At 72.7% G+C, this 22,027-nt stretch carries 21 protein-coding genes; 11 read left to right on the plus strand and 10 right to left on the minus strand.

Annotation, left to right across the window (positions count from 1 at the left end):
* Positions 1-9 precede the first annotated feature (9 nt).
* From R2737_03715 to R2737_03730, 4 genes are all read right to left on the minus strand, one after another.
* The gene (locus tag R2737_03715) at positions 10-741 is read right to left on the minus strand and encodes an ABC transporter ATP-binding protein (GenBank protein ID MEZ5115355.1); all 732 of its coding nucleotides are present in this window, start codon (positions 739-741) and stop codon (positions 10-12) included.
* Complete coding sequence (locus tag R2737_03720; GenBank protein MEZ5115356.1) at positions 734-2,557, minus strand: branched-chain amino acid ABC transporter ATP-binding protein/permease; 1,824 nt, start codon at positions 2,555-2,557, stop codon at positions 734-736. The genes R2737_03715 and R2737_03720 overlap by 8 nt, the downstream gene beginning before the upstream one ends.
* Positions 2,554-3,426 (minus strand): branched-chain amino acid ABC transporter permease, encoded by an 873-nt coding sequence (locus R2737_03725; protein ID MEZ5115357.1) that lies wholly within the window; start codon positions 3,424-3,426, stop codon positions 2,554-2,556. Before R2737_03725 ends, R2737_03720 begins: the two co-directional genes overlap by 4 nt.
* Before the next feature lie 140 nt (positions 3,427-3,566).
* Entirely contained in the window at positions 3,567-4,844 is a 1,278-nt protein-coding gene (locus R2737_03730) for an amino acid ABC transporter substrate-binding protein (protein MEZ5115358.1), read from the minus strand.
* A 181-nt stretch (positions 4,845-5,025) separates the two neighbouring features.
* Between R2737_03730 and R2737_03735 the strand changes: the two genes are divergently transcribed.
* The 8 genes from R2737_03735 (at position 5,026) to R2737_03770 (ending at position 13,156) form a co-directional block, all read left to right on the plus strand.
* Positions 5,026-5,901 (plus strand): ABC transporter substrate-binding protein, encoded by an 876-nt coding sequence (locus R2737_03735; GenBank protein MEZ5115359.1) that lies wholly within the window; start codon positions 5,026-5,028, stop codon positions 5,899-5,901.
* On the plus strand, positions 5,898-7,064 hold the full coding sequence (locus R2737_03740) for an MFS transporter (GenBank protein MEZ5115360.1): 1,167 nt from the start codon (positions 5,898-5,900) through the stop codon (positions 7,062-7,064). The genes R2737_03735 and R2737_03740 overlap by 4 nt, the downstream gene beginning before the upstream one ends.
* 5 nt (positions 7,065-7,069) lie before the next feature.
* Entirely contained in the window at positions 7,070-8,101 is a 1,032-nt protein-coding gene (locus R2737_03745) for a LacI family DNA-binding transcriptional regulator (GenBank protein MEZ5115361.1), read from the plus strand.
* Positions 8,102-8,125: 24 nt separating this feature from the next.
* A complete protein-coding gene (locus tag R2737_03750; GenBank protein MEZ5115362.1) occupies positions 8,126-9,151 on the plus strand; it encodes an aldo/keto reductase in 1,026 nt (341 codons plus the stop codon).
* A 23-nt stretch (positions 9,152-9,174) separates the two neighbouring features.
* The gene (locus R2737_03755) at positions 9,175-10,314 is read left to right on the plus strand and encodes a saccharopine dehydrogenase NADP-binding domain-containing protein (protein MEZ5115363.1); all 1,140 of its coding nucleotides are present in this window, start codon (positions 9,175-9,177) and stop codon (positions 10,312-10,314) included.
* Complete coding sequence (locus R2737_03760) at positions 10,311-11,243, plus strand: 3-methyladenine DNA glycosylase (protein ID MEZ5115364.1); 933 nt, start codon at positions 10,311-10,313, stop codon at positions 11,241-11,243. Before R2737_03755 ends, R2737_03760 begins: the two co-directional genes overlap by 4 nt.
* Positions 11,206-11,556: an antibiotic biosynthesis monooxygenase gene (locus R2737_03765; protein MEZ5115365.1), complete on the plus strand. Its 351-nt coding sequence runs from the start codon at positions 11,206-11,208 to the stop codon at positions 11,554-11,556. Before R2737_03760 ends, R2737_03765 begins: the two co-directional genes overlap by 38 nt.
* A gap of 142 nt (positions 11,557-11,698) precedes the next feature.
* Positions 11,699-13,156, plus strand: a complete 1,458-nt coding sequence (locus tag R2737_03770; GenBank protein MEZ5115366.1) for an HNH endonuclease signature motif containing protein — start codon at positions 11,699-11,701, stop codon at positions 13,154-13,156.
* A gap of 89 nt (positions 13,157-13,245) precedes the next feature.
* On the opposite strand, the gene heR is transcribed toward R2737_03770, so the two are convergent.
* The gene (gene heR, locus R2737_03775) at positions 13,246-14,004 is read right to left on the minus strand and encodes a heliorhodopsin HeR (protein MEZ5115367.1); all 759 of its coding nucleotides are present in this window, start codon (positions 14,002-14,004) and stop codon (positions 13,246-13,248) included.
* 212 nt (positions 14,005-14,216) lie between these two features.
* On the opposite strand from heR, the gene R2737_03780 reads away from it, so the two are divergent.
* On the plus strand, positions 14,217-15,164 hold the full coding sequence (locus R2737_03780) for an acyl-CoA desaturase (protein MEZ5115368.1): 948 nt from the start codon (positions 14,217-14,219) through the stop codon (positions 15,162-15,164).
* A gap of 87 nt (positions 15,165-15,251) precedes the next feature.
* Here the strand turns inward: R2737_03780 and R2737_03785 are convergent, their stop codons facing one another.
* The 5 genes from R2737_03785 to R2737_03805 are packed head-to-tail and all read right to left on the minus strand — an operon-like array spanning position 15,252 to position 20,737.
* On the minus strand, positions 15,252-16,232 hold the full coding sequence (locus R2737_03785; protein ID MEZ5115369.1) for an alpha/beta hydrolase: 981 nt from the start codon (positions 16,230-16,232) through the stop codon (positions 15,252-15,254).
* Between the two features lie 41 nt (positions 16,233-16,273).
* A complete protein-coding gene (locus R2737_03790) occupies positions 16,274-17,107 on the minus strand; it encodes an alpha/beta fold hydrolase (GenBank protein MEZ5115370.1) in 834 nt (277 codons plus the stop codon).
* Between the two features lie 23 nt (positions 17,108-17,130).
* Positions 17,131-18,717, minus strand: a complete 1,587-nt coding sequence (locus R2737_03795; protein ID MEZ5115371.1) for a serine hydrolase — start codon at positions 18,715-18,717, stop codon at positions 17,131-17,133.
* A gap of 36 nt (positions 18,718-18,753) precedes the next feature.
* Positions 18,754-20,196, minus strand: coding sequence for an acyltransferase (locus R2737_03800; GenBank protein MEZ5115372.1), 1,443 nt, complete (start codon positions 20,194-20,196; stop codon positions 18,754-18,756).
* 58 nt (positions 20,197-20,254) lie between these two features.
* Positions 20,255-20,737 (minus strand): MarR family transcriptional regulator, encoded by a 483-nt coding sequence (locus tag R2737_03805; GenBank protein MEZ5115373.1) that lies wholly within the window; start codon positions 20,735-20,737, stop codon positions 20,255-20,257.
* Between the two features lie 85 nt (positions 20,738-20,822).
* Here R2737_03805 and R2737_03810 point away from each other — a divergent pair, with 85 nt between their 5' ends.
* Positions 20,823-21,335, plus strand: a complete 513-nt coding sequence (locus tag R2737_03810; GenBank protein MEZ5115374.1) for a VOC family protein — start codon at positions 20,823-20,825, stop codon at positions 21,333-21,335.
* A 21-nt stretch (positions 21,336-21,356) separates the two neighbouring features.
* Entirely contained in the window at positions 21,357-22,022 is a 666-nt protein-coding gene (locus R2737_03815; GenBank protein ID MEZ5115375.1) for an acVLRF1 family peptidyl-tRNA hydrolase, read from the plus strand.
* The last annotated feature ends 5 nt before the right edge of the window (positions 22,023-22,027 follow it).

Genomic DNA, 22,027 nt, shown 5'->3' on the forward strand with positions numbered 1-22,027 from the left:
CCGGTCATGTCAGCCCCCGACCGCCTTGCCGAGGTACATCGAGGCGACCTCGGGGTTGTCGGCGATCGACGACGCGTCCCCGGTCAGGCGCACCTGGCCCTGCTCCATCACGACCCCGTGCGTGGCCAGGTTCATCCCGAGGCGGACGTTCTGCTCGACGAGCAGGACGGTGCGCCCGTCCGCGGCCATCGTGCGCACCACCTCGGCGACCTTCGCGACCGACTTGGGGTCCAGGCCGAGAGAGGGCTCGTCCATCAGGACCACGCTGGGGTCCAGCATCAGCGCCCGGCCGATCTCGACCATCCGTCGCTGCCCGCCGGAGAGGTTCCCCGCGTGCTCGTTGGCCCGGTCGCTCACCAGGGGGACGAGCTCCTCGACCATCGCGATGCGACGGCGCAGCAGGTCCTTGTCCCGGCGGATCACGTAGCCGCCCAGCAGGATGTTCTCCCGCACCGTCATCTCCGGGAAGAGCGCCCGGCTCTGCGGCACCTGCGCGATCCCGGCGCGCAGGATGTCGGCCGGCGACAGTCCCCCGATCTCGCTGTCGCGCAGCCGGACCTGGCCGCTCTTGGGCTTGAGCAGGCCGCTGATGACGCGCAGCACCGTGCTCTTCCCGGCACCGTTCGGGCCGACGATGCAGGTGATGGTCCCCTGCTCCAGGTCGAGGTCGACGCCCTGGAGGACCAGGCCGCCGCCGTAGCCGGCCTCGACGCCGGACATGGTGAGGACGATCTCAGCCACGGGGCGCCTCCAGCATGTGGTCGGGGCCCAGGTACGCCTCGATCACCAGCGGGTCGTTGCGGACGACGTCCGGCGGTCCCGACACCAGGATCTGGCCCTCCGCCAGCACGTGCACCGTGTCGCACAGGCTCAGCACCAGCGGGATGTTGTGCTCGACGATGAGCACGGTGGTGCCGGCGTCGTTGAGCCGCCGGATGATGTTGGCCAGCTTGTCGATGAGCGTCGGGTTGATGCCGCTGGCGGGCTCGTCGAGCAGCACCAGGCTGGGCCGCAGCATCAGGACCTGGGCGAGCTCGACTAGCTTCTGCTGGCCGAAGCTCAGGTCCGACGCGGTCTGCTTCTCGAACTCCTGCAGACCCATGAAGCCGAGGATCTCCCGGGCCCGCTCCACCTCGTCGCCGGCGTAGCGGCCGGCGACCATCGTTGCGGCGCTGGTCCTCTCCAGCGGCGCGACCAGGTTGTCCAGCACGGTCATGCTCTTGAAGAGCCGGGTGATCTGGAAGGTGCGGCCGAGCCCCTCGTGCGCCCGGGTCCAGACCTGCTGCCGGGTGATGTCCCTGCCCTCGAAGAGGACGGCGCCCCCATCCGGCCGGAACGTACCGGTCATGCAGTTGAACAGCGTGGTCTTGCCCGACCCGTTGGGCCCGATGAGGCCGGTGATGCTGCCGCGCCGCACCGTGATGCTGACCCCGTCGACCGCGGTCACGCCGCCGAAGCGCTTGAGCACGTCCCGCGTCTCGAGGATGTTGTCGTCCCCCGTGCGCGCGCCCGCACCCGCCCGGGCGATCAGTCGGCTGATGTCCACGTCCGGCGTCTGCGCGGCGATCGACGCCTGGTCGATGAACTTCACCGCGGAGCCGCGCTCGCGGCGGCGCTTGAGGAAGGCCTTCATGGTCGGCAGCAGGCCCGCCGGCATGAACATGACGGTAAGGATCAGGACCAGGCCCATGATCAGCAGCCGGGCGCTCACGCCGCCGGCGCTGACCGTGGCGAACTCGTTCGCGCCCGCCACGATGAAGCCACCGAGGACGGGACCCCACAGCGTGCCGCGGCCGCCGATCAGCGCCGCCAGGACCAGGTAGACGCTGAGCAGGATCGCGAAGGCCCCGATCGGGTTCACGAAGGACAGGTACTGGGCGTAGACCGCACCGGCCGCGCCGAACGGCAGCGCGCTCAGGGCGTAGGCGGTGATCTTGTAGACGGTGGTGTTGATGCCGATCGAGGCGGCCTTGCCCTCGTCGTTGCGGATCGCGACCAGGCCGGCGCCGAGCCGGGAGTTCATCACGAAGGCCGCCAACGCGATCGTCAGCAGCAGGATCGCGAAGAACACGTAGAAGTACGGCGTGTTCCCGAGCTCCTTCGCCCAGGACGGCGGGCGCAGCACGATGCCCTCCGACCCGCCGGTGAACGACTTCAGGTTCGAGGCGAGCAGCTGGAACGCCAGCAGCACGGCGATGGTGATGATGACGAAGGCGTGGCTGCGCGTGCGCAGCACGACCGCCCCGATGATGATCGCGACCAGCGCGGCCACCAGCGCCCCGAGTGGCGCGAGGTACATCGGCTCGATGCCGAAGTTCTTGTAGATGATCGCGCCGGTGTACATCCCGATGCCGAGGAACACGCTGTGGCCGATCGAGACGTAGCCGGCCAGGCCGCTGATCAGGTTCCAGCCGCTGGCCATGATCGCGAACAGGAAGCAGGTAATCAGGACCGACTGCTCGTACTGGCTGTCGGGCACGATCACCGGCACCAGGCCGGCCACGAGCAGCAGCAGGAGCGGGATGAAGACGCTCGGCTTCTTCAGGCGCGCGGTCATACGACGTCCTCCCGCGTGCGCATGCCCATGATCCCCTGGGGCCGGAAGAGGAGGATCACCAGGATCGTCCCGTAGAAGAACAGCGACGACCACTGCGGGAGGTAGGTGTTCGCGAACGACTCGGTGATGCCGAGGATCATGCTGCCGATCACCGCGCCGGGGATGCTGCCGAAGCCGCCGAGCACGACGATGCCCAGCAGCCGGGCGATCCAGTCGTACTGGGTGGCCGGGAAGATCGGGTACATGATCGCGAGCAGCACGCCGCCCACGCCGGCGGTTGCGGTCCCGATGGCGAACGCCAGTGCCGAGGCCTTCCGCTGGGAGATGCCCACCAGCGCCGCCCCCTCGCGGTTCTGGGCGGCCGCGCGCAGAGCGCGCCCGGCCCAGGAGGTCCGCAGGTAGACGTAGATGAGCCACAGCACCACCAGCGCGATCGCGCCGGAGATCAGCTGCGGCATCGGCAGCACGATCTCGCCGATCTGCACCGACGAGGTGAAGTACGGCGGCGTGACGGACTTGAACTTGTTGCCGAAGACCAGGTTGAGGATGCCCTCGAGGCTGATGGCGATGCCGAACATCAGCAGCACCGTCATGCCGGGCCCCTGCGGGGCGACCCGCACCACCATCCCGCGGTAGATCACCCAGCCGAGCAGGCCCATCAGCAGGCCGGTGATGGGGATGAGCAGCAGCGGCTCGATCCCGAACGTGCTCCAGATCTGCCACGTGAACAGCGCGGCGAAGACGAGGAACGCGCCCTGGGCGACGTTGACGACGTCGAGCACGCCGAAGATGAGCGTGACACCGGAGGACAGGAGCGCGTACACCCCACCCAGGAGTATCCCGAAGGCGATCACCTGGACGATCTGCACCAGGACCCCTCTCGAAGCTCGCCCGGGCGTGCGTCATCGCCTCGGGTCGTGGGGAGGTGCCGCCCGGGGGCGGCGGACAGGGTCGAGCGTGGTGCGGGTGGCCTGCGCGGGCCTTGCTCCGCGCAGGCCACCCGGGTCCACTACTGCCAGGCCGGCTTGGGGTTCACCACGTTCTCGGTGGTGGCCGCCTCCGGCGGGGAGACGATCTCGACGGTCCCGTTCTGCCACTGGGCGAGCAGGAAGTCGCCCTGGGGCTCGCCGATGTCGTTCCAGGACAGCTCACCGAGGATGGTCTGGACCGAGTTGGCGTGCAGCCACTCCTGCAGCGCCACGTTGTCCAGGCCGCCGGTCGCCTCGACGGCGGCGGCCAGGACCTCGGCAGCCGCGTAGGCGTCGGCCGCGTCCTCGGCGGGGACGAGGCCCTCGCCGTTCTGCTTCTGGTACTCGGCCACGAACTCCGCGTTGCCCGGCGTCGGCGCCTTCTCGCTCCACGACACCGCGTAGAAGATGCCCTCGGTGTTGGCCAGGCCGATGGCGTCGCTGTACTGCGAGCCGTTGGACGGGGCCGACGTCTGGAACATCATGCTGGGCGAGTAACCGATCTGGATCAGGCTCTTCACCAGGTTGACGCCGTCCTCGAACACCGCGCCCTGGGCGATGAAGTCGGGCTTGGCGCTGGCGATCTTGCTGGCGAACGGCTGGAAGTTGGTGGTCTCCGGCGGGTACACCTCGGAGTACACGGTCTCCACGCCGGCGGCCTCGAGCTGCGACTGCATCGACTCGATGACCGGGGCCGCGAACGGGTCGTCCTGCGTCACGTAGGCCGCCGTCTTCGGCTTCTGGTCGTCGGGCAGCCCGGCGATCAGGTTCACCATCGGGTTCGCCTGGTTGGGCGCCGTCGCCTGCTGGGCGAAGAAGTAGTACTTGAAGTTCTGCTCGAAGATCTTCGGCGACCCACCGGCGGGTGCGATCAGCACCATCTGGTTGGTCTCGGCCACCGAGGAGGCCGGGTAGTTCAGCAGGGACGAGAAGGTCCCCAGGAGAAGGTCGACCTTCTCCTCGCTGATGAGCCGGTTGTAGTCGGTGACGACCTGCTCCTGGCTGCTGGCGTCGTCGAGGATGACCAGCTCCACCTGACGCCCGAGAACCCCGCCGTTGGCGTTGGCGAGCGAGGCCCAGGCCTCGTAGCCCTTCTTCGCCTCGCTGCCGGGCTGCGAGAAGTCACCGGTCAGCGGCAGCGAGATCCCGATCCGGATCGGGCCGTCGCCGGAACCGCCGTCGGACGCCGCGGCACTCGAGCTCTCCGAGCCCCCGCTGCTCGACCCGCACGCCGCCGCCAGCAGGCCGGTGATGGCCAAGCCCGCGACAAGCAGCGCGGAACGGCCCCGCCGGCCGCGTCGACCCACACGCTCTGTCATGCGTACCTCCCCGCCTCGCAATCGATTGCAGTGCTCGGGACCTTGCACCCCCTCGAGTCGGATGTCAAGCACTCCCGGACATCGATACCTTCTCGACACCGATTCGGCATGATTCATGCCGAAGGACCGCCCGGGCGCATACCCCCCGGGTTCGGCTCACGATTGCAGAACGGAGGCGGGCATGGCCGCAGCCAGCCGCGTCGTCATCGGCCAGTTCAGCGAGTCGGCGGTCGTCCTGGCCGCACGGGAGCTGGGACTCGACCGCGACCTGGGCCTGGACCTCGTGACCACCCGGGTGCCTTCGTCGCCCGGGCAGTTCGCGGCACTGTCCGCCGGCGAGCTCGACCTGGTCGTGACCAGCCCCGACAACGTGCTGCTCTACGCGACCACCGACGCCCAGCCACTGGGCGAGCGGCAGGACGTGCGGATGCTGCGCACCGTGGACCGGGGGCTGGGCCTGGCGCTGGTGACCCGACCGGACCTGGAGCGGCCGACGGACCTGGTCGGGCGGGCCCTCGGCGTGGACGTGATCCGGTCCGGTTTCGCGCTGCTGCTGTTCGCCATGCTGGACCGGCTCGGGGTGGACCGCGCGCGGGTGGAGTTCCCGGAGCACGGGGCAACCCCCCGGCGGCTGGAGGCCCTGCTGGACGGTCGCATCGACGGCACCATCCTCAACGCGGAGTCCCGGGTGCGTGCGCTGGATCGGGGCCAGCGCGCATGGGTGTCGTCGGTGGACGTCTCCCCCGACTACCTCGGGACGGTGCTGGCGGCCCGCGCGGACGTCGACGCCGGCCTGGCCGGCCGGGTGGTCCGGCTGTGGGACGAGGCCACCGCCTGGCTGCTCGGCTCCGACCCGGCGGAGGTCGGGGCGGTCCTCGCCCGGTCCGACCCGACCCTCGGCTCGCCCGCGTACGTGGCGCTCCTGCGCGACGACGCGTTCGGCCTGCTCTCCGACCCCGTCATCCGGCCCGAGCACCTCGCGGCGCTCGTCGGGATCCGGCGGGCGTGCGGTGCGTACGCCCCCGAGGGCGACCTGGCGGGGCTCGTCGGCCTATGACCGGCTGGACCCTGGAGCGGTCGCTGCGGTTCCTGCCGTGGGCGGTCTTCATCGCCACGTTCGACCGCTCCGTCATCACGCCGATGCTCGTCGGCATGGCCGCCGACTTCGACGTGTCGCTGGCCACGATCACGCTCGCGGCGAGCGTCTACTACACCGGCTACGGGTTGGCCCAGCCGGTGTGGGGCCTGGTGTCGGACCGGATCGGGCGCACCGCGACGCTGCGGCTCGCGCTGGTGCTGGCCGCCGCACTGGACCTGGTCAGCGTGATCCCGATGGCGGTGGGCCCGTTCATCGCGGTCCGGGGCGTCGCGGGCGCGATGATGGCGGGCGTCTTCCCGGCCGCCCTGATCTTCATCGGCGACACCGTGCGCGAGAGCGCCCGACGGCAGCCCGCCGTGGTGGGGCTGCAGTCCGGCGTGGCCATGGGCCTCACCCTCGGGACCGTCCTCGGCGGGGTGGGCATCGCCACCGTGGGGTGGCAGGCGTTCTTCGTCACGACCGCGGTAGTGAGCCTCGCGCTGGCCTGGTGGTCGCGGGGGATGCCCAACCCCCGGCCGGGCGCCGACCGGGTCCCGGCCCTCGCCTCCTTCCGCATGGTGCTGTCCTCGCACTGGCCGTGGCTGCTGTACGGCCTGGTCTTCGTCGAGGCCGGCGTGCTCCTGGGCACGTTGGCCCTCATCCCGGCCGCGCTGGAGACCGACGGCAGCAGCGCCTCGCTGGCGGGGCTGATGACCGGCGGCTACGGCCTCGCCGTGCTGCTCACGTCGCTCGTCGTGCGCCGGACCTCCCCGCACTGGCCCGCGCACGTCCTGCTCCTCGTCGGGGGGATCAGCGCCGCGCTCGGCTTCGCGCTGCTCGCCGTCCACGTGTCGCCGGTGCTGGTGCTGGTCAGCGTCGCCCTCCAGGGCGTGGCCTGGGTGTTCATGCACACCACGCTGCAGACCTGGGCGACGACGCTGTCGGAGCGGGCCCGGGCGACCGCCGTGTCGCTGTTCGCCTGCTCGATGTTCCTCGGCAACGGGGCGGGCGCCTCCGCCGCCGGGGTCGTGCTGCAGAACGACGGCCCGACCGTGCTGTTCGGAGGTGCCACCGTGCTCACCCTGGCCCTGACCGCCGTCGCCGTGCTCAGTAGGCGGCGCTACGCCGATCGCCTAGCCTGACGCCCGTGTCCGCCACGCTGAAGGACATCGCGCAGAAGGTCGGGCTGCACCCCGCCACGGTGTCGCGCGCCCTGAACCCGCGCACCTCGCACCTGGTCAACCCGGCGACGGTCGCCAAGGTGCGCAAGGCCGCGGCGGCGATGGACTACGTGCCCAATCCGATGGCGGCCGGGCTGCGCACCTCCCGCACGCACACCATCGGGGTCGTCATCCCGGACCTGACCAACCCGCTGTTCCCCGGCATGGTGCGCGGGATCCAGGACACCCTGTCGCGGTCGGGCTACACGCCGCTGCTGGTCAACACCGACAACGACCCCGACGCCGAGGCGAAGGTGGTCGCCTCGCTCAGCGCCCGCCGCGTCGACGCCTTCATCGTGGCCACCGCCCGTCGCAACCACCCCTTGCTGGCCGAGCTGAGCGAGAAGTACCCGGTGGTGCTCATCAACCGGGTCACCGAGAGCGTCCAGCTGCCGTCGGTCGCGGCGGACGACCAGCACGGCATCCGCCTGGCGGTGGAGCACCTGTACGGCCTCGGCCACCGCGACATCGCCCACGTGGCCGGCCCCAACTGGTCGTCGACCGGGCACGACCGGGCGCAGGCGTTCACCCGGGCCATGCGCGAGCACGGCCTGTCCACGGCGAAACGCGTGAGTGCGGTGGACGCCTGGAGCATCGAGTCGGCGCACGAGGTCGCCGGCCGGCTGCTGCGGGCCGATGCGGCAGTCACGGCTGTGGTCGCGGGGAACGACCAGCTCGCGATCGGCACGTTCCAGGCGGCCCGTGACCTCAAGCGCAGGTGCCCGCGCGACCTGAGCGTCGTGGGCTACAACGACATGCCTTTCATGGACCTGGTCGAGCCGTCGCTGACCACGGTGCGCGTCCCGCAGCACGACATCGGCTCCGAGGCGGCGCGCCTGGTCCTGAGCCTGCTGCTGGAGCCGGGGTCGGCGCCGATCAAGCAGGTCCGGCTCACGCCGGAGCTCATCGTGCGCGGGTCCACCGCACCGCTGCGGCCCCGCGCGGCCAGGCGCGCCTGACGCGCTCCACCGGAGGGAGACCGGATGAACGCCATGCCCCACCGCCGGCTCGGCAGCGGCGACGCCGCGCTCGACGTGAGCGCCCTCGGCCTGGGCTGCATGGGCATGACCTTCGCCTACGGCAGCTCCGACCCGGCGACCAGCGTGGCGACGCTGGAGCGGGCGCTGGACGCGGGCGTCACCCTGCTCGACACGTCGGACTCGTACGGCCCCCATACCAACGAGGAGCTGCTCGCCCCGGTCGTGCAGCGGCGGCGGGACGAGGTGGTGCTCGCGACGAAGTTCGGCCAGGAGTTCCGGCCGGACGGGACGCGCGGGGTCAACGGCCGGCCGGAGTATGTACGTGCGGCGTGCGACGCGTCGCTACGCCGGCTGGGCGTGGACACGATCGACCTCTACTACCAGCACCGCATCGACAAGTCGGTGCCGGTCGAGGAGACGTGGGGCGCGCTGGCCGAGCTGGTCGCCGCCGGCAAGGTGCGCCACCTGGGGCTGAGCGAGGCCGCGCCGGCGACCATCCGCCGGGCGCACGCGGTCCACCCGGTCACCGCGCTGCAGTCGGAGTGGTCGCTGTGGACGCGCGAGATCGAGTCCAACGGGGTGCTGGCGACCGTCCGCGAGCTGGGCATCGGGTTCGTGCCGTACTCCCCGCTCGGGCGTGGCTTCCTCACCGGCACGATCACGGCGAACGACGACCTGGCCGCGGATGACGGTCGCCGCAGCTGGCCGCGCTTCCAGGACGACGCGATCGCCGCCAACCGGGCCATCGCCGACGGGGTCCGGCAGGTGGCGGCCGAGGCCGGCGCGACGCCGGCGCAGGTCGCGCTGGCCTGGCTGCTGGCGCAGGGCGACGACGTCGTCCCGATCCCGGGCGCGCGGCGCATCGACCACCTCGAGGACAACCTGGGCGCGGTCGACGTGTCCCTGACGGCGGAGCAGCTCGACGCACTGGAGCGGGTGGCGCCGGTGGGCGCCGCGGTGGGCAGCCGCTACCCGGCCGCGATGCTGGCGGCGCTGGACGAGCCGGAGCCTGGCCCGCCGGCGGACTGAGCCCGGCGCGTACCGTCGGACCCGTGACGGGACGGATCGTGCTGTTCGGCGCCACGGGCTACACCGGGCGCATCACCGCGGAGGCCATGGTGCGGGCCGGCATGGCGCCGGTGCTGTCGGGGCGCTCCGGCGACCGGCTCACGGCGCTGGCCGACGAGCTGTCGCCGCTGGCGCCCGACGCCGCCGCGCTGCCGCGGACCCAGGTGGCCGACGTGGACGATCCGGCGTCGGTGCGCGCGCTGCTCGAGGGTCCCGACGACGTGCTCGTCACGACCGTCGGCCCGTTCGCGTCCCTGGGCGAGCCCGCGGTCTCCGCGGCGGTCGACGCCGGAGCGGCGTACGTGGACTCGACCGGCGAGCCGCCGTTCGTCCGGGCCGTGTTCGAGCGCTGGGGACCTCGGGCGGAGCAGTCCGGCGCTCGTCTGCTGACGGCCTTCGGCTACGACTACGTGCCCGGCAACCTGGCGGGCGCATTGGCACTGCGGGCAGCTCGCGACGGCGGGACCCCGGCGGCACGCGTGGACGTCGGCTACTTCACCCGCGGCGGCCTCGGCATCAGCGGGGGCACCCGCGCCAGCAGCGCCGCCATCGTCCTGGCGGACTCGTTCGCGTACCGCGCCGGCACCCTGGTCGACGACCGGATCGGGTCGCGGGTGCGCGGCTTCGACGTCGGCGACGGCGTGTGGTGGGACGGGCTGTCCGTCGGAGGCAGCGAGCACCTCGCGCTGCCCCGGCTGGACCCCGCGCTCACCGACGTCGGCGTCTACCTCGGCTGGGCCGGCAGGTGGACGCGCGCGGCGTCGGTCGGGTCCGGGGCGCTCTCCCTGGTGCGGCGGATCCCGCTGGCGGGCAGGGGGATCGCTGCCGCGGCCCGCGCCGCCGTCGGCCCGGGGTCGAGCGGAGGACCGACCGCGGAGGAGCGGGCCGCCGGCGTCACCGTGGCCGTCGCCAGCGCGTACGACGGGGTGGGTCGCCTCCTCGCCGCCACGCGGGTGGAGGGCCCGTCGCCGTACGACCTCACCGGGGACCTGCTGGCCTGGTCGGCGGCGATGCTCCGCGTGCGCGCGGAGTCCGGGCCAGGCGCGCTGGGACCGGCCGACGCGTTCGGCCTGGACGCGCTGGTCCAGGGCTGCGCCGACCTCGGCCTGGTCCAGGTCGCGTGACCGTCGACCACACGACGGCCGCTGTCGTCGAGGTGCTGGCAGAGCCCGAGTGGCGGGTCCGGCGCAGCGACCACGAGCGCCGGGTGGATGCCTGGACGGCACCCCGGCTGGAGCGGCGGCGACGCGGCGAGCGGCACCCGGTGGACGACTTCCTGTTCGAGTACTACCCGTACTCGCCCGGCCGGCTGCGTCGCTGGCACCCCGGACACGGGGTCGCCCTGGCCGGCGCGGCTGACGAGTGGCTGCAGTCACCGGGCTACGTACGGACACCCCGCGGTGTCACGACCGACCCGGTGGCGCTGGCGCGTCTCCTCCCAGCGGCCGACCAGGTCGCGACGCTGCTGCGCGCCACCGCGGGGCGCGAGGCGCGCTTCGGATGCTTCGCGCTGCACGAGTGGGCAATGGTCTACGGCCTTTCCGCGGACGAGGTCCGCCACGCGGCCTGGCCACTGCGACTGAGCCCGGCGGAGATCTCCGAGGTGGTGGAGGCACAACGCTTGCGCTGCACGCACTTCGACGCCTTCCGCTTCTACACGCCCGCGGCCCGGCCGCTGAACGAGCGACAGCTGACCCGTGCGGACCAGGTCGGGACGGAGCAGCCGGGCTGCCTGCACGCGACCATGGACCTCTACAAGTGGGCGATGAAGCTCAGTCCGTTCGTGTCGTCGGACCTGGTGGCCGACTGCTTCGCGCTGGCCCGGGACGTGCGCGACCTGGACATGCGGGCGGCCCCGTACGACCTGCGCGGGCTCGGGGTGGAGCCGGTCCGCGTGGAGACGCCGGAGGGCCGGGTCGCGTTCGTCGCCGAGCAGCGCCGGCTGGCCGAGCGGGGTGCGCGGCTGCGGGGGGCCCTGCTCGCGCGGATCGAGTCGTGGCAGCAGGATGCCGGGTATGACGTTCGTCGCGATCAACGTGCTGACGGTGCCTGAGGGCCGCGGGGAGGTCCTCGAGGAGCGGTTCTCCCGGAGGGCCGGCTCGGTGGACCGAGCACCCGGGTTCGAGCGGTTCGAGCTGCTGCGGCCGGTGGAGGGCACCGACGCCTACCTCGTCTACACCCGCTGGCGCAGCCGCGAGGACTTCGACGCCTGGACCGCCTCGCAGTCGTTCGCGCAGGGCCACGGCGGCGCCAGCGGGCGACGCGAGGGCGAGTCCCCCGCCGCCACCGGCTCGACCATCTGGTCCTTCGAGGTGGCCCAGCAGGCCGACCCGGCCACGGACCCGGACGGCAGTCCCCACACGTAGCGCTGATCGCCCACCAGCGGATCGTCGGTGGGCGTGCGATGAAAGTGGCTGGAGTGCAACAGATTTCCTGAGCCGCACCTATTGCCCACGTAGCTGTCGGCGGGTAGATTTCGTACATCAGTTCGACGTCACGGGGGAGTCGATGGGGCCGCAGCAGTACGCCGAGGCGCTGGAGCAGGTGCGCGCAGGGATGGCGGTGCTGGCGAGCGCGGCTGCTCTGGACCTCCCCGCGACCGTGGCGGCGGACGCCGCGGTGGTGCTGCAGCGGGTGCTGGCCCGCGGTGAGGCGGTGCTGGCCACGGTCGAGCGGCGGGTGGAGACGTCGGGGCTGTGGGCCGCCGACGGGGCCCGGTCGGCCACGGCGTGGCTGACCCGGCACACCGGTGCCTCGCGCGGGGAGGTCGGGGCACGGCTCACCGCGGCGCGGCAGTGCGAGGAACGCCCGGCGTTCGCCGCCGGCTTCGCGGCCGGTGACGTGCGGGTGCGGCACCTCACGGTCCTCGCGGCCGCGCTGGACGGTCCGGGCGAGGCGCGGCGGGTGCGCCGGGAGCGCTTCCCCGAGGTGGCCGAGGCGTTCGCGCAGGTGGCGGCCGCGGCCACACCGGCCCGGTTCGCCCGCGAGCTGGCCCGCTGGTGCGAGCGCGTGGACCCGCTGGCCGCGGTGGAGACCGACCTGTCGGCCTGGCAGGACCGGCGGCTGGTGTTCACCGAACTGGGCGACACCGTGCTGTTCGAGGGGTCGCTACCGCGGGCCGAGGGCCGGCTGCTCCAGCGCCGCTGCGAGGCACTGGCCAAGGCGCAGGCCACGCAGCGAGCGGGGGCGGACGCCGACTCCGATGCCGCCGGCGGCGGCGGAGTCGACGGCCACGGCGGTGCCGAGCGCGAGGCGTCCGCTGCTGTGCCGCGTGCGGCGCGGTTGGTGGATGCCCTGTGCGCGCTGGTGGAGGCAGCCGCGGCCGCAGGAGGGGTGCCGATGCTCGACGGCGTCCCGGCACAGGTGATCGTCGTCGTCCCCGCACCCGACCTCGGCACCGTCACCGCGGGGTTGGGCGGTGCGGCGGGGCCGGGCGGCGGTGCGGCAGGACCGGGAGTCGGTGCCGCGGGACCGGGCTGCGGGCTCGGGCCGCCGGGCAGCGCCCCACCCGGTGGGCGACGGCAGGGGCCGGTGCTGCTGGGCAACGGCCACGGCCCGGCGCCGGTGAGCCGGGAGCAGGCGCGACGACTGGCCTGCGGCGACGCCGAGGTGCGCCGACTGGTCACCGACGCCGACGGCGTGATCACCGAACTCGGACGGTCCCGACGAGTAGCGTCACGAGACCAGCGCCGCTACCTGCTGCTGCGCGACGGCGGCTGCCGCTTCGCCGGCTGCGGCATGCCCGCCGACCGCTGCCAGCCGCACCACCTGCTGCACTGGGCCGACGGCGGCGGCACCGACGTCGCCACCATGGCCTGCCTGTGCACGCACTGCCACCACCTGGTGCACGAAGGCGGCTTCACCCTGGCCGGTGACCCCGAGGCCGAGCTGATCACCCTGCGGCCCGACGGCACCGAGGTCGGCCGCACCACCCCGGTCCCCGTACCCACCCAGCTGGCCGTCTGACCGGCGCCCCGGCCCCACCCCGGCGCCCCGGCCCCACCCCGGCGGCCCGGCCTACCCCGGCGCCCCGGCCTACCCCGGCGGCCCGGGTGCTAGCTCGGGACGAGCGTCCCGGCGAAGATCTGCCACGCCAGCGCCGACTTCGCGACCAGGCTCAGCGTGATGTAGGTGCGCTCGCCGTTGAGGTAGTCGCCCCAGCGTCCGACGCGCTTGTACTGCAGCCACTGCACCAGCGCGAACACGTTGAACAGCAAGAACAGCGAGATGATGATGCCGTAGACGAAGGCGGGGGGTTCGACGTCGAGGCGGGCGCCGGGGGCCACGACGTACAGCGCGATCGCCAGCCACGGGACGATCCCCGCGATGCAGCCGAAGATGAACGGGACCCAGCCGCCGTTGCCCGGGGACTCGTACTTCTCCTGCAGCCACCCGAACAGAATCATCGAGGCGTTCACGCCGAAGAGGGCGATGAGCGCCGCAGCGTCGGAGATCCCGGTGATCTGGGCGATCAGGACGATCATCACCGACGAGCTGAGCGAGTACTCCACCCAGCGGAAGTAGTTGTGCTGGGCCGCGAGCCCTGCGAGGTAGCGGCTGCGGAACGGGGGCAGCGCAACGACGAAGTGGAACAGGGCGGACAGGCCGAAGAACAGCGCGACGCCCCACGCGATCCGCGAGTCGAACAGGACGACGGGGTCGGAGGGGGGAGTCCCGGGCGGCCCTTCCATGTACGTCGCGGTGACCGGCAGGGTGAAGTCGTTGGCAAGGACGAGGACCAGGACCAGCTGCGCCAGGTGGGCGATGCCCGCGATGACGTTCCAGCGCGTGATCTTCCCCATCTGGTCGGCCATCACCCCACCTTCGCAGTCAACGCACCGGAGCGCACCCTGGCGGCGGCCCGGTGGTCTTCGGGACCGGGCTGTGGGCGCCGAGTGGGGCCCTTGGTCGATCCGTGCCATAGTGGATCCGCCGGACCTGGTGACAGGAGCGGCCAGGACTGCGGGTGACGCGGTCCTCGACCGTTGTCCGCCGCGTCCGCGGCGCCTCTCACCGACAGGAAGCCGTGTCCGCTGCTGTAGCTCCTGCGCCCTCCGCGCCCCCCGCTGCTCCGCCGTTCACGCCGTCGAGGCCCACCCTGGCCTCGCGACTGCTACTCGCGACCTTCATCGCTGTCCCGTTCGCCGGTCTCATCGCCGCCGTTCCGCTGGCCGTGCTGGCCGGGTGGTTCTCGTGGGTGGCATTCGCCACGCTGGTCGTGTTCTACGTGACAGGGGTCCTGGGGATCACCGTCGGCTACCACCGCCTCTTCACCCACGGGGCGTTCAAGGCGAACCGGCCACTGAAGGTGACGCTCGCACTGGCCGGGTCGCTGGCGGTCGAGGGACGCATCGTGGACTGGGTCGCCGACCACCGGCGTCACCACAAGCACTCCGACGCCGCGTACGACCCGCACTCCCCGTGGGAGTTCGGGCCGGGCGCCTGGGGACTGACCAAGGGGGTGTGGCACGCCCACCTGGGCTGGCTGTTCACCCACGAGGGCACCGACGTCCACCGATGGGCGCCGGACCTGCTCAAGGACCGCGACATCGCGCGCATCAACCGTGCCTGGCCATGGATCGCCGTGGCTTCGCTCGCGGCTCCCGCGCTGCTCACCGGGCTCATCACCTGGTCCTGGCAGGGGATCCTGATCGGCTTCCTGTGGGGCTCGCTGGCCCGCGTCGCGTTGGTGCACCACATGACCTGGTCGATCAACTCGGTGTGTCACGTGTGGGGGAAGCGCCCGTTCGTGACACGTGACCACTCCACCAACGTGGCCTGGCTCGCCCCGCTCACCGGGGGCGAGTCGTGGCACAACTACCACCACGCCGACCCCACCAGTGCCCGGCACGGTGTGCTGCCGCACCAGTGGGACGCGTCAGCGCGTCTGATCCGCTGGTTCGAGCTGGCCGGCTGGGCGCGCGACGTCCGCTGGCCGAGCGCGGAGCGGATCTCCCGTCGCAGGGTGGACTAGGCCGGCCCTCCCCTTGCCAGCGCCGCGACGGAATGAGCCCCCACGTTGCTGGGGGGCCGTGTCGGGGGCCGAAAGCGACGCCCGGACTCATTCCGTCGGGGTGGTGAGGGCGGACAGGGAGACGACGGCCGCGACCAGGGACTCCGGGCTCTCCCAGTTGAGCATGTGGCCCTTGCCGTCCACCCACTCCGCCCGGGCGCCCGGGATGCCCGCGGCGAGCCGCTCGGAGTGCTGCGGCGGGGTGGTCCGGTCCGAGCGACCGCACACCACCACGGTCGGCAGGTCGATCTCGCCGAGGCGGTCGTAGCGGTCCTCCTCCGCGAAGGCCGCGAGGATGGGCAGCAGGGCCTGGTGGTCCTGGGCGAGGAACGTCTCGCGGAACACGTCCACCATCGCGGGGGACGGGGTGTCCCCGCACACCGAGGCCCCGAACAGGGTCCCGAGGGTGTCCGACGCGGCGAGCCGCTGCAGGATCCCGCGCTGCAGCAGCGGGATCTGCAGCTGGTTCTGCGGCGCGTCCCGAAGGACGTCCCCCGCGAACGTGGAGAACAGCACCAGGCCCGACAGTCGGTCCCGTAGCCCCGGCACGTCGAGTACGCCGCGCAGCGCCAGGAAGCCGCCCATCGAGTGACCGACCAGGACGGCGTCACGGGCGTCCACGGCCTCGAGCACCGCCAGGTAGTCCTCGGCCATCGGCAGCGAGCCGATCCCGTCCGCGCCGATGGTGGACCGGCCGTGTCCGCGCTGGTCGAACGCGACCACCCGGTACCCGGCCGCGAGCAGCCGGTCCCACACGATGCTCCACTCGACGCTGGTCACCGCGAAGCCGTGCGCGAGGACGACCGTGGGTCCGTCGCCCGCCACGACGACGTGGAGCCGGGTGCCGTCGGGCCGGTCCACGGCGAGCTCCTCGCCGACCGGCTCCCGCCGGACCGCGTCCCACGGGTAGGGGTCCGGGTTCGACCGGATCGACCGGGCCGCCGCACGGGCGCCCAGCGTCCCCAGGGTGGCGACGAGTGCTCCCGTCGCGAGCCCACCGACTGCCACCTTCGCCCACGCTGCTGCCATGTCCCCGCCTCCTTGTCCTGCAGCCTAGGCGCGACGCCCGGTCAGGGCTCGGAGAAGAAGTCGCCGACCAGCCGGTTGAACCGCTCCGCGTGCTCGATCTGGGTCCAATGGCCGCACCGGCCGAAAACGTGCAGCTGGGACCGGTCGATCAGCTCCAGCAGTCGCAGCGAGTTGGACATCGGGATGATGAGGTCGTCGCGGCCGTGCACGACGAGGGTCTCGTGCGGGATCGCCGCGACCAGGTCCTCGTCGACGGTCATCGCGTCCACCCAGCGCTGGCGAGGGGCGGGGAACATGGCGGCGTACGCCTCCTGGATGCCCGGTCGGATGCTCGCCTCGTACCGCAGCTGCGCCAGGTCGTCGCTGACCAGGTCGCGGTCGTACGCGAACAGGTCGAGCAGCCCCCGCATGGCCTCGACCGACGGCTCGTACCCCCACACCGCGTCGAGCCCCGGCGTGATGTCGAACCGAACCCCGACCGCGCCCATGAGCGCAAGCCGGCGCACTCGGTCCGGGTGCCGGACCGCAAGCGACAGCGCCAGCGCGCCGCCGAAGGAGTTCCCCACCACGTGCGCGGACTCGATGCCCAGCGCGTCCAGCACGCCCACGGCGTGGGCGGTCCAGGTGTCCAGGTCGTACGTGACACCCGGTGGTCGCCGGGTGTCGCCGAAGCCGACGACGTCGGGGGCGACGACCCGGAACCGGTGTGCCAGCGCGGGGATCGTCAACCGCCAGTTCGCCCAGGCGGTCACCCCCGGACCCGACCCGTGCAGCAGCAGCACCGGGTCGCCCGCTCCTGCGTCGTGGACGACCGTGTCGATCCCCGCCGCCATGACCACCCGCGCTGACCCCGGACCCACCGCCGACGTCGACATGGCCCGATCCTGTCAGCCGTCGCTCACCGGGTGAAGGTGCGCGCGCTGTTCTCCAGGTTCTCGACCACCATCGACGTCGCCCGCCCGTCGCGGACCTTGAACCTGATGGCCGAGATGCCCAGCGCCTGCTCCCCGGTCGGGATGTAGGAGAACAGGTTCCCGCCCCAGCTCGTCATCGGGTACCGCTTGGGCTTGGGCGCCGGACCCAGCTCCAGCACCAGGCGGCCGTTCTTCTGTACCACGCGTGCGGTGCCGTAGAAGTCGTTGCGGTACGCGCCCGCGTACGCGGACAGCGGCCTCGACGGCGTCGCGTTCGCCGGCGGTGTCTTGCCGGCGAGGAAGCTCGGGTTGACGTAGAAGTTCGCGAAGGTGGGGGTCACCAGTGCCAGCCAGTCGCGCTGGACCTCGCCGGTCTCCACGATGTCCATGAACGACTCGTTCAGGGCCTCGGGGACGCCGATCGCGCTGCCGTTGCCCAGCGTGACGATGCCCAGTCGCTCCGAGGGAAGCATCGAGTACGCCGTCCCGGCGCCCTGGTTGAACGCGCCGGAGTGGGACAGCCGGACCCGGCCGGTGCCGTCCACGCCCACGTTCATCCCGTACCCGTAGGAGCCGGACCGGAATGCGGGCGGGTTCACATGGGAGGAGCGGATCTGCGGCGACTGGGCCTCGTACAGCGGGGCGGCCGCGACGATGCGCTCGCCCCGGTAGGTGCCGCCGGCCATCTCCATCTGCATCCACCTGGCCAGGTCGACGACGTTGCTGCTGACCCCACCGGCGGGGGACTGGGGGTCGGGGTTGCGCACGTAGCGCGGCACCCAGCGGCCGTCGGCGAGCCGCACGTGCCCGTCGGCGCGGTTGGTGCGCGACCGGAACTCGGCGAACGACGACGACGTCGAGGACATGCCCAGCGGCGTGTACAGCAGGTCGCGTGACAGCTGCCCCCAGGACGTGTCGGCCGCCACCGCGACCGCCTCGCCCGCCGCGGTCAGGCCGAAGTTGGTGTAGTCGTAGGTGATCCGGAACGGGCTCAGCGGCAGGTAGCGCAGGCGGCGCAGGATCTCGTTGCGCGAGTAGCCCAGGTCCTCCAGCGTGTCGCCTGCGTGGTCGGGCAGCCCGCTGCGGTGTGAGTAGAGGTCGCCCACCGTCACCGTCCGCCCGACGTACGGCGACTCCAGGGTGAACCAGGGCAGGTACTTCTGGACCGGGTCGCCCCACGACACGATGCCCCGGCCCACCGCGCCGGCCACGACCGAGGCGCCCACGGACTTGGACAGCGACGCCAGCTGGAACACGGTGTCCTTGTCGACCGGCTCGCCTGTTGTGGTGTTGCGGACACCGAAGCCCTTGGCGTAGAGCACGTCGTCGCCATGCACGACCGCGACCGCGAGGCCGGGCAGGCCGGTCTTCTGCATCAGGTCGGCGACCAGACCGTCGAGCCGGCTGACGGCCAGGTCGATGTTCGCCTGGGTCACCGGGGTGGCGGTCCACAGCGGTGGCGGTACGTCCGTCTCCGCGGTCGCGGGGGCGCCGCCCGCGAGGGCGAGGCCGACGACGAGTGCGCCGGCGGACAGGGCGGCGGTCAGCCGACGGGTGCGTCGAGCGGTCATGGCGGCCTCGGGTCTGTGAGGGGAGGTGAGCGCAGGCTACGTGACGGCCGGGCCGGTCGCGGGGGCGGACCGCGCGGTGGCCGCTGTCGGGTCCCGGCGGGGGCCGCCGGCCCACCGCAGCGCCAACCCCCCGCCGACCAGAACGGCTAGTGACAGGGCCGGGTTGAGGGGCACGCCGGAGTACGTGAGCGTGGCCGTGGGGAACCCCGCCAGGCCGGTCGCCGACAGCGCCAGCGTGGCCGCCCCGACGAGCACCGTGGCCACGAGGGCCACGGCTGCCGCTGTCCCGGGCCGGGGGGCCGGCAGCCGGGTGGGGGAGTCCCACAGCGGCAGCCGCGCGTACTCCAGCGGCCACAGCGCGAGCACGACCACGACGACCAGCGACAGGTAGACCGCCCAGAACACCAGCGACCCCAGGGCGAACCACCACCCGTCCGGGACCGGGAACCCGTGGGCGTCGAGCGTCACCGGCCGGTCCAGCCCGAGATAGTGGGTGAGTGCCGTGAGCCCGATCAGCACCGGCAGGTGCCACAGGTAGATGGTCATCGCGGTCAGGTTGACGGCCACCGTGGCCCGCCAGGCCCGAGGTCGGTGCAGGAGCCGCGTGAGCGGCCGGTCGAGCGCCTGGACCAGCACGGCCAGCACGATGCAGTGCAGCGCCAGCACCAGGGTGGGCGGCGCGATGTTGGACACCGGCTCACCCGGCATCCCGACCATGGACACCGGCCACGGTCCGAGCGCGATGAGTGCGGCGTCGATCGCGGCGGTCACGATCGCGATCCCGGCGAGTGCTGCCGGGCCGACGCCGTCGAAGACGCCGCGGGCGCGGGCCGCCCCGAGGACGGCCGGGACCGACCACACCAGCGCGAAGTTCGCCAGGGCCGCGTACTCCGGCCATCCCCACGAGAACCGGCCGGCCTCCACCAGTGCGGTGGCGCCCACCAGCAGCACCAGCCTCAGCACCAGGCCGCGGTTGTCGGACGGGACCAGCACCGGCAGCAGTGCCGTGACGAGCAGGTACGCGCCGAGGAACCACAGCAGCTGCGTCACCAGCGCCAGCAGCGGCTCGGCGACCTCGTCGGGAGCCAGCCAGGTGACCGACGCGGCCACCGCAGACATCACCGCCAGGTAGGGCCACACCGGTCGGAGCAGTCGCTGCCCGCGGCCCCACAGCCAGGCGGCGTACGTCAGGCCGCGCTCGCGGCGCGTCCGCAGCGACAGCGCGCCGGCCGCCCCGCCCGCCCAGAAGAACAGCGGCATGATCTGCAGGACCCAGGTCAGCGCCTGGGTCCACGGGTAGGCGGCGAGCAGGTTGCCCAGCACGGGGACGCCGTCCGGCCAGGCGACCACGGCCATGACCCCGTGGCCGACCACCACGACGGACAGTGCGGCCGCCCGCGCGGCGTCGACGACGCGGTCACGGGTCGGGGGTGTCTCGGCGACGGCCCGCGCCACCGGCGGCCGACGCAGCAGGCGCACCGGGCCAGCGTGTCAGGTCCGGGCCGCGTGCGGGGGCTCAGCGGCGACTCAACGGCGGCTACGACGCCTCGTCGCACTCGTCGGGTGCGGCCGGGGCGTCCATCGTCGCCATGATCGCCTCGCAGATCGCCCGTAGCTGGCGCACCTGCGCCGGCGTGAGCGCGTCGATGACGTGCTCGCGTACGGCCTCCACGTGCCCCGGCGCGCTCTCCTCGAGCACCCGGAAGCCCTCGTCGGTGAGGACGCACCAGGTGCTGCGGCGGTCCTCCCGGCAGGGGCGCCGCTCGACCCAGCCGGCCGCCTCCATCCGGGCGACCGCGTGCGACAGACGACTGGGGGAGTAGTCCAGCTCGCGGGCGATCTCGTGCATCCGCAGCGCGCGGCCGGGGGCCTCGGACAGCCGCACCAGGACCCCGTAGTAGGCGTGCGGCATCCCGGCGTCGTGCTGCAGTTGCCGGTCCAGCGCCCCGGTGAGCCGGGTCATCACCGCCACCAGCGCGCGCCAGGCGGCCTGCTCGTCGTCGGTGAGCCAGCGGGTCATGGCGGTGAGGATAGCGGAGTTCATTTGAACACTCAAGTATTGTCGGCTAGGATGGGGGCCCGCCGAACCGAAGAGGGTGTGCCCCGTGCCCGTGCAGCGTCTCAACCACGCCGTGCTCTTCGTCTCCGACGTGGACCGCAGCGCCGAGTTCTACCGCGGCGTCCTGGGGTTCCGCACCGTGATGGAGATCCCCGGGCGCGCGGTCTTCCTGCAGGCGGAGGGCTCCACCAACGACCACGACCTCGGCCTGTTCGGCCTGGGTCCCGGCGCGGGCCCCTCGGGTGCCGGTCGCAGCACCGTGGGGCTGTACCACCTGGCCTGGGAGGTCGACACCCTGGCCGAGCTGGAGCGCATCGCGACCGCGTTGGCGGAGCGCGGCGCGCTGGTCGGCGCGACCGACCACTCCACGACGAAGGCGGTGTACGCGATGGACCCCGACGGCCTGGAGTTCGAGGTGAGCTGGCTGGTGCCCGCCGACCACGTGACCGACGAGCTGGTGCGCGCCCGGTCCACCAACCGCCCGCTGGACCTGGCGAAGGAGATCGCCCGCTACGGCGCTGACACCCGCGGCGGCGTGGGCGTGTCCGTGCCGGCCTGAGTCCCTGACACCCCTGACCCCGTGACGCACCGCCGGCTGGAGATCCCGGCGAACCGGTTGGAGCGCTGGGTCGACGGTTTCCGTGAGCGGCACGGCGACGTCGGCTGCTCCCGGACCGACGGTGACGTCCGGCTCGACGCCGCCGACGGCGCGATCGCGGTGCTGGCCGTGTCGGAGGTCCTGGGGGGTCCTGCCGAGCGTGAGGTCCCCGGCCTCGAGTTCGGCCCGACGCAGGCCGCCCGCGCCCTCGCTGCTGCCGTGCTCGCCCCCCGCGTGAGCGCCGTGCTCCTGGTCCGCCGCGGCGGCTGGGCGGTCGCGGTGGTCGAACCCGACGGCGTACGCGCCTCGAAGGTCGGCACCCGCTACGTCCAGGGCCGCACGGCGGCGGGGGGCTGGTCGCAGCAGCGGTTCGCCCGCCGTCGGGACAAGCAGACCGACGAGCTGGTGGGTGCCGCCGCCCAGGCCGCGGAGCGGGTGCTGCTCCCGGCCCTGCCGGTGGACCGGCTGGTCACGGGCGGGGACCGGCCGCTGGTGGACCGGGTGCTGGAGCGGCCCCCGCTGCGGCTGCTCGCGGCGCTCCCCCGCGGAGCCCACCTGCAGGTGGGTGACCCCCGGGCGGCGACCGTGGCCGAGCTGCCCGACCTGCTGACCCGGGTGCCGGTGCTCCTGGACCAGCCGGACCCCTGACACCA

This window comes from Candidatus Nanopelagicales bacterium (assembly GCA_041393815.1).
In the GTDB taxonomy this organism is placed as follows: domain Bacteria; phylum Actinomycetota; class Actinomycetes; order S36-B12; family JAWKJK01; genus JAWKJK01.

What these genes read in the sequence shown, in the direction of transcription:
- R2737_03765 (MEZ5115365.1), top strand. Translation starts at nt 11,206, where the DNA reads ATGACGTTCGTCGCGATCAACGTGCTGACGGTGCCTGAGGGCCGCGGG.
- R2737_03805 (MEZ5115373.1), bottom strand. Translation starts at nt 20,737, where the DNA reads ATGACCCGCTGGCTCACCGACGACGAGCAGGCCGCCTGGCGCGCGCTG.
- R2737_03750 (MEZ5115362.1), top strand. Translation starts at nt 8,126, where the DNA reads ATGAACGCCATGCCCCACCGCCGGCTCGGCAGCGGCGACGCCGCGCTC.
- R2737_03740 (MEZ5115360.1), top strand. Translation starts at nt 5,898, where the DNA reads ATGACCGGCTGGACCCTGGAGCGGTCGCTGCGGTTCCTGCCGTGGGCG.
- R2737_03730 (MEZ5115358.1), bottom strand. Translation starts at nt 4,844, where the DNA reads ATGACAGAGCGTGTGGGTCGACGCGGCCGGCGGGGCCGTTCCGCGCTG.
- R2737_03720 (MEZ5115356.1), bottom strand. Translation starts at nt 2,557, where the DNA reads ATGACCGCGCGCCTGAAGAAGCCGAGCGTCTTCATCCCGCTCCTGCTG.
- R2737_03790 (MEZ5115370.1), bottom strand. Translation starts at nt 17,107, where the DNA reads ATGTCGACGTCGGCGGTGGGTCCGGGGTCAGCGCGGGTGGTCATGGCG.
- R2737_03770 (MEZ5115366.1), top strand. Translation starts at nt 11,699, where the DNA reads ATGGGGCCGCAGCAGTACGCCGAGGCGCTGGAGCAGGTGCGCGCAGGG.
- R2737_03795 (MEZ5115371.1), bottom strand. Translation starts at nt 18,717, where the DNA reads ATGACCGCTCGACGCACCCGTCGGCTGACCGCCGCCCTGTCCGCCGGC.
- R2737_03735 (MEZ5115359.1), top strand. Translation starts at nt 5,026, where the DNA reads ATGGCCGCAGCCAGCCGCGTCGTCATCGGCCAGTTCAGCGAGTCGGCG.
- heR (MEZ5115367.1), bottom strand. Translation starts at nt 14,004, where the DNA reads ATGGCCGACCAGATGGGGAAGATCACGCGCTGGAACGTCATCGCGGGC.
- R2737_03785 (MEZ5115369.1), bottom strand. Translation starts at nt 16,232, where the DNA reads ATGGCAGCAGCGTGGGCGAAGGTGGCAGTCGGTGGGCTCGCGACGGGA.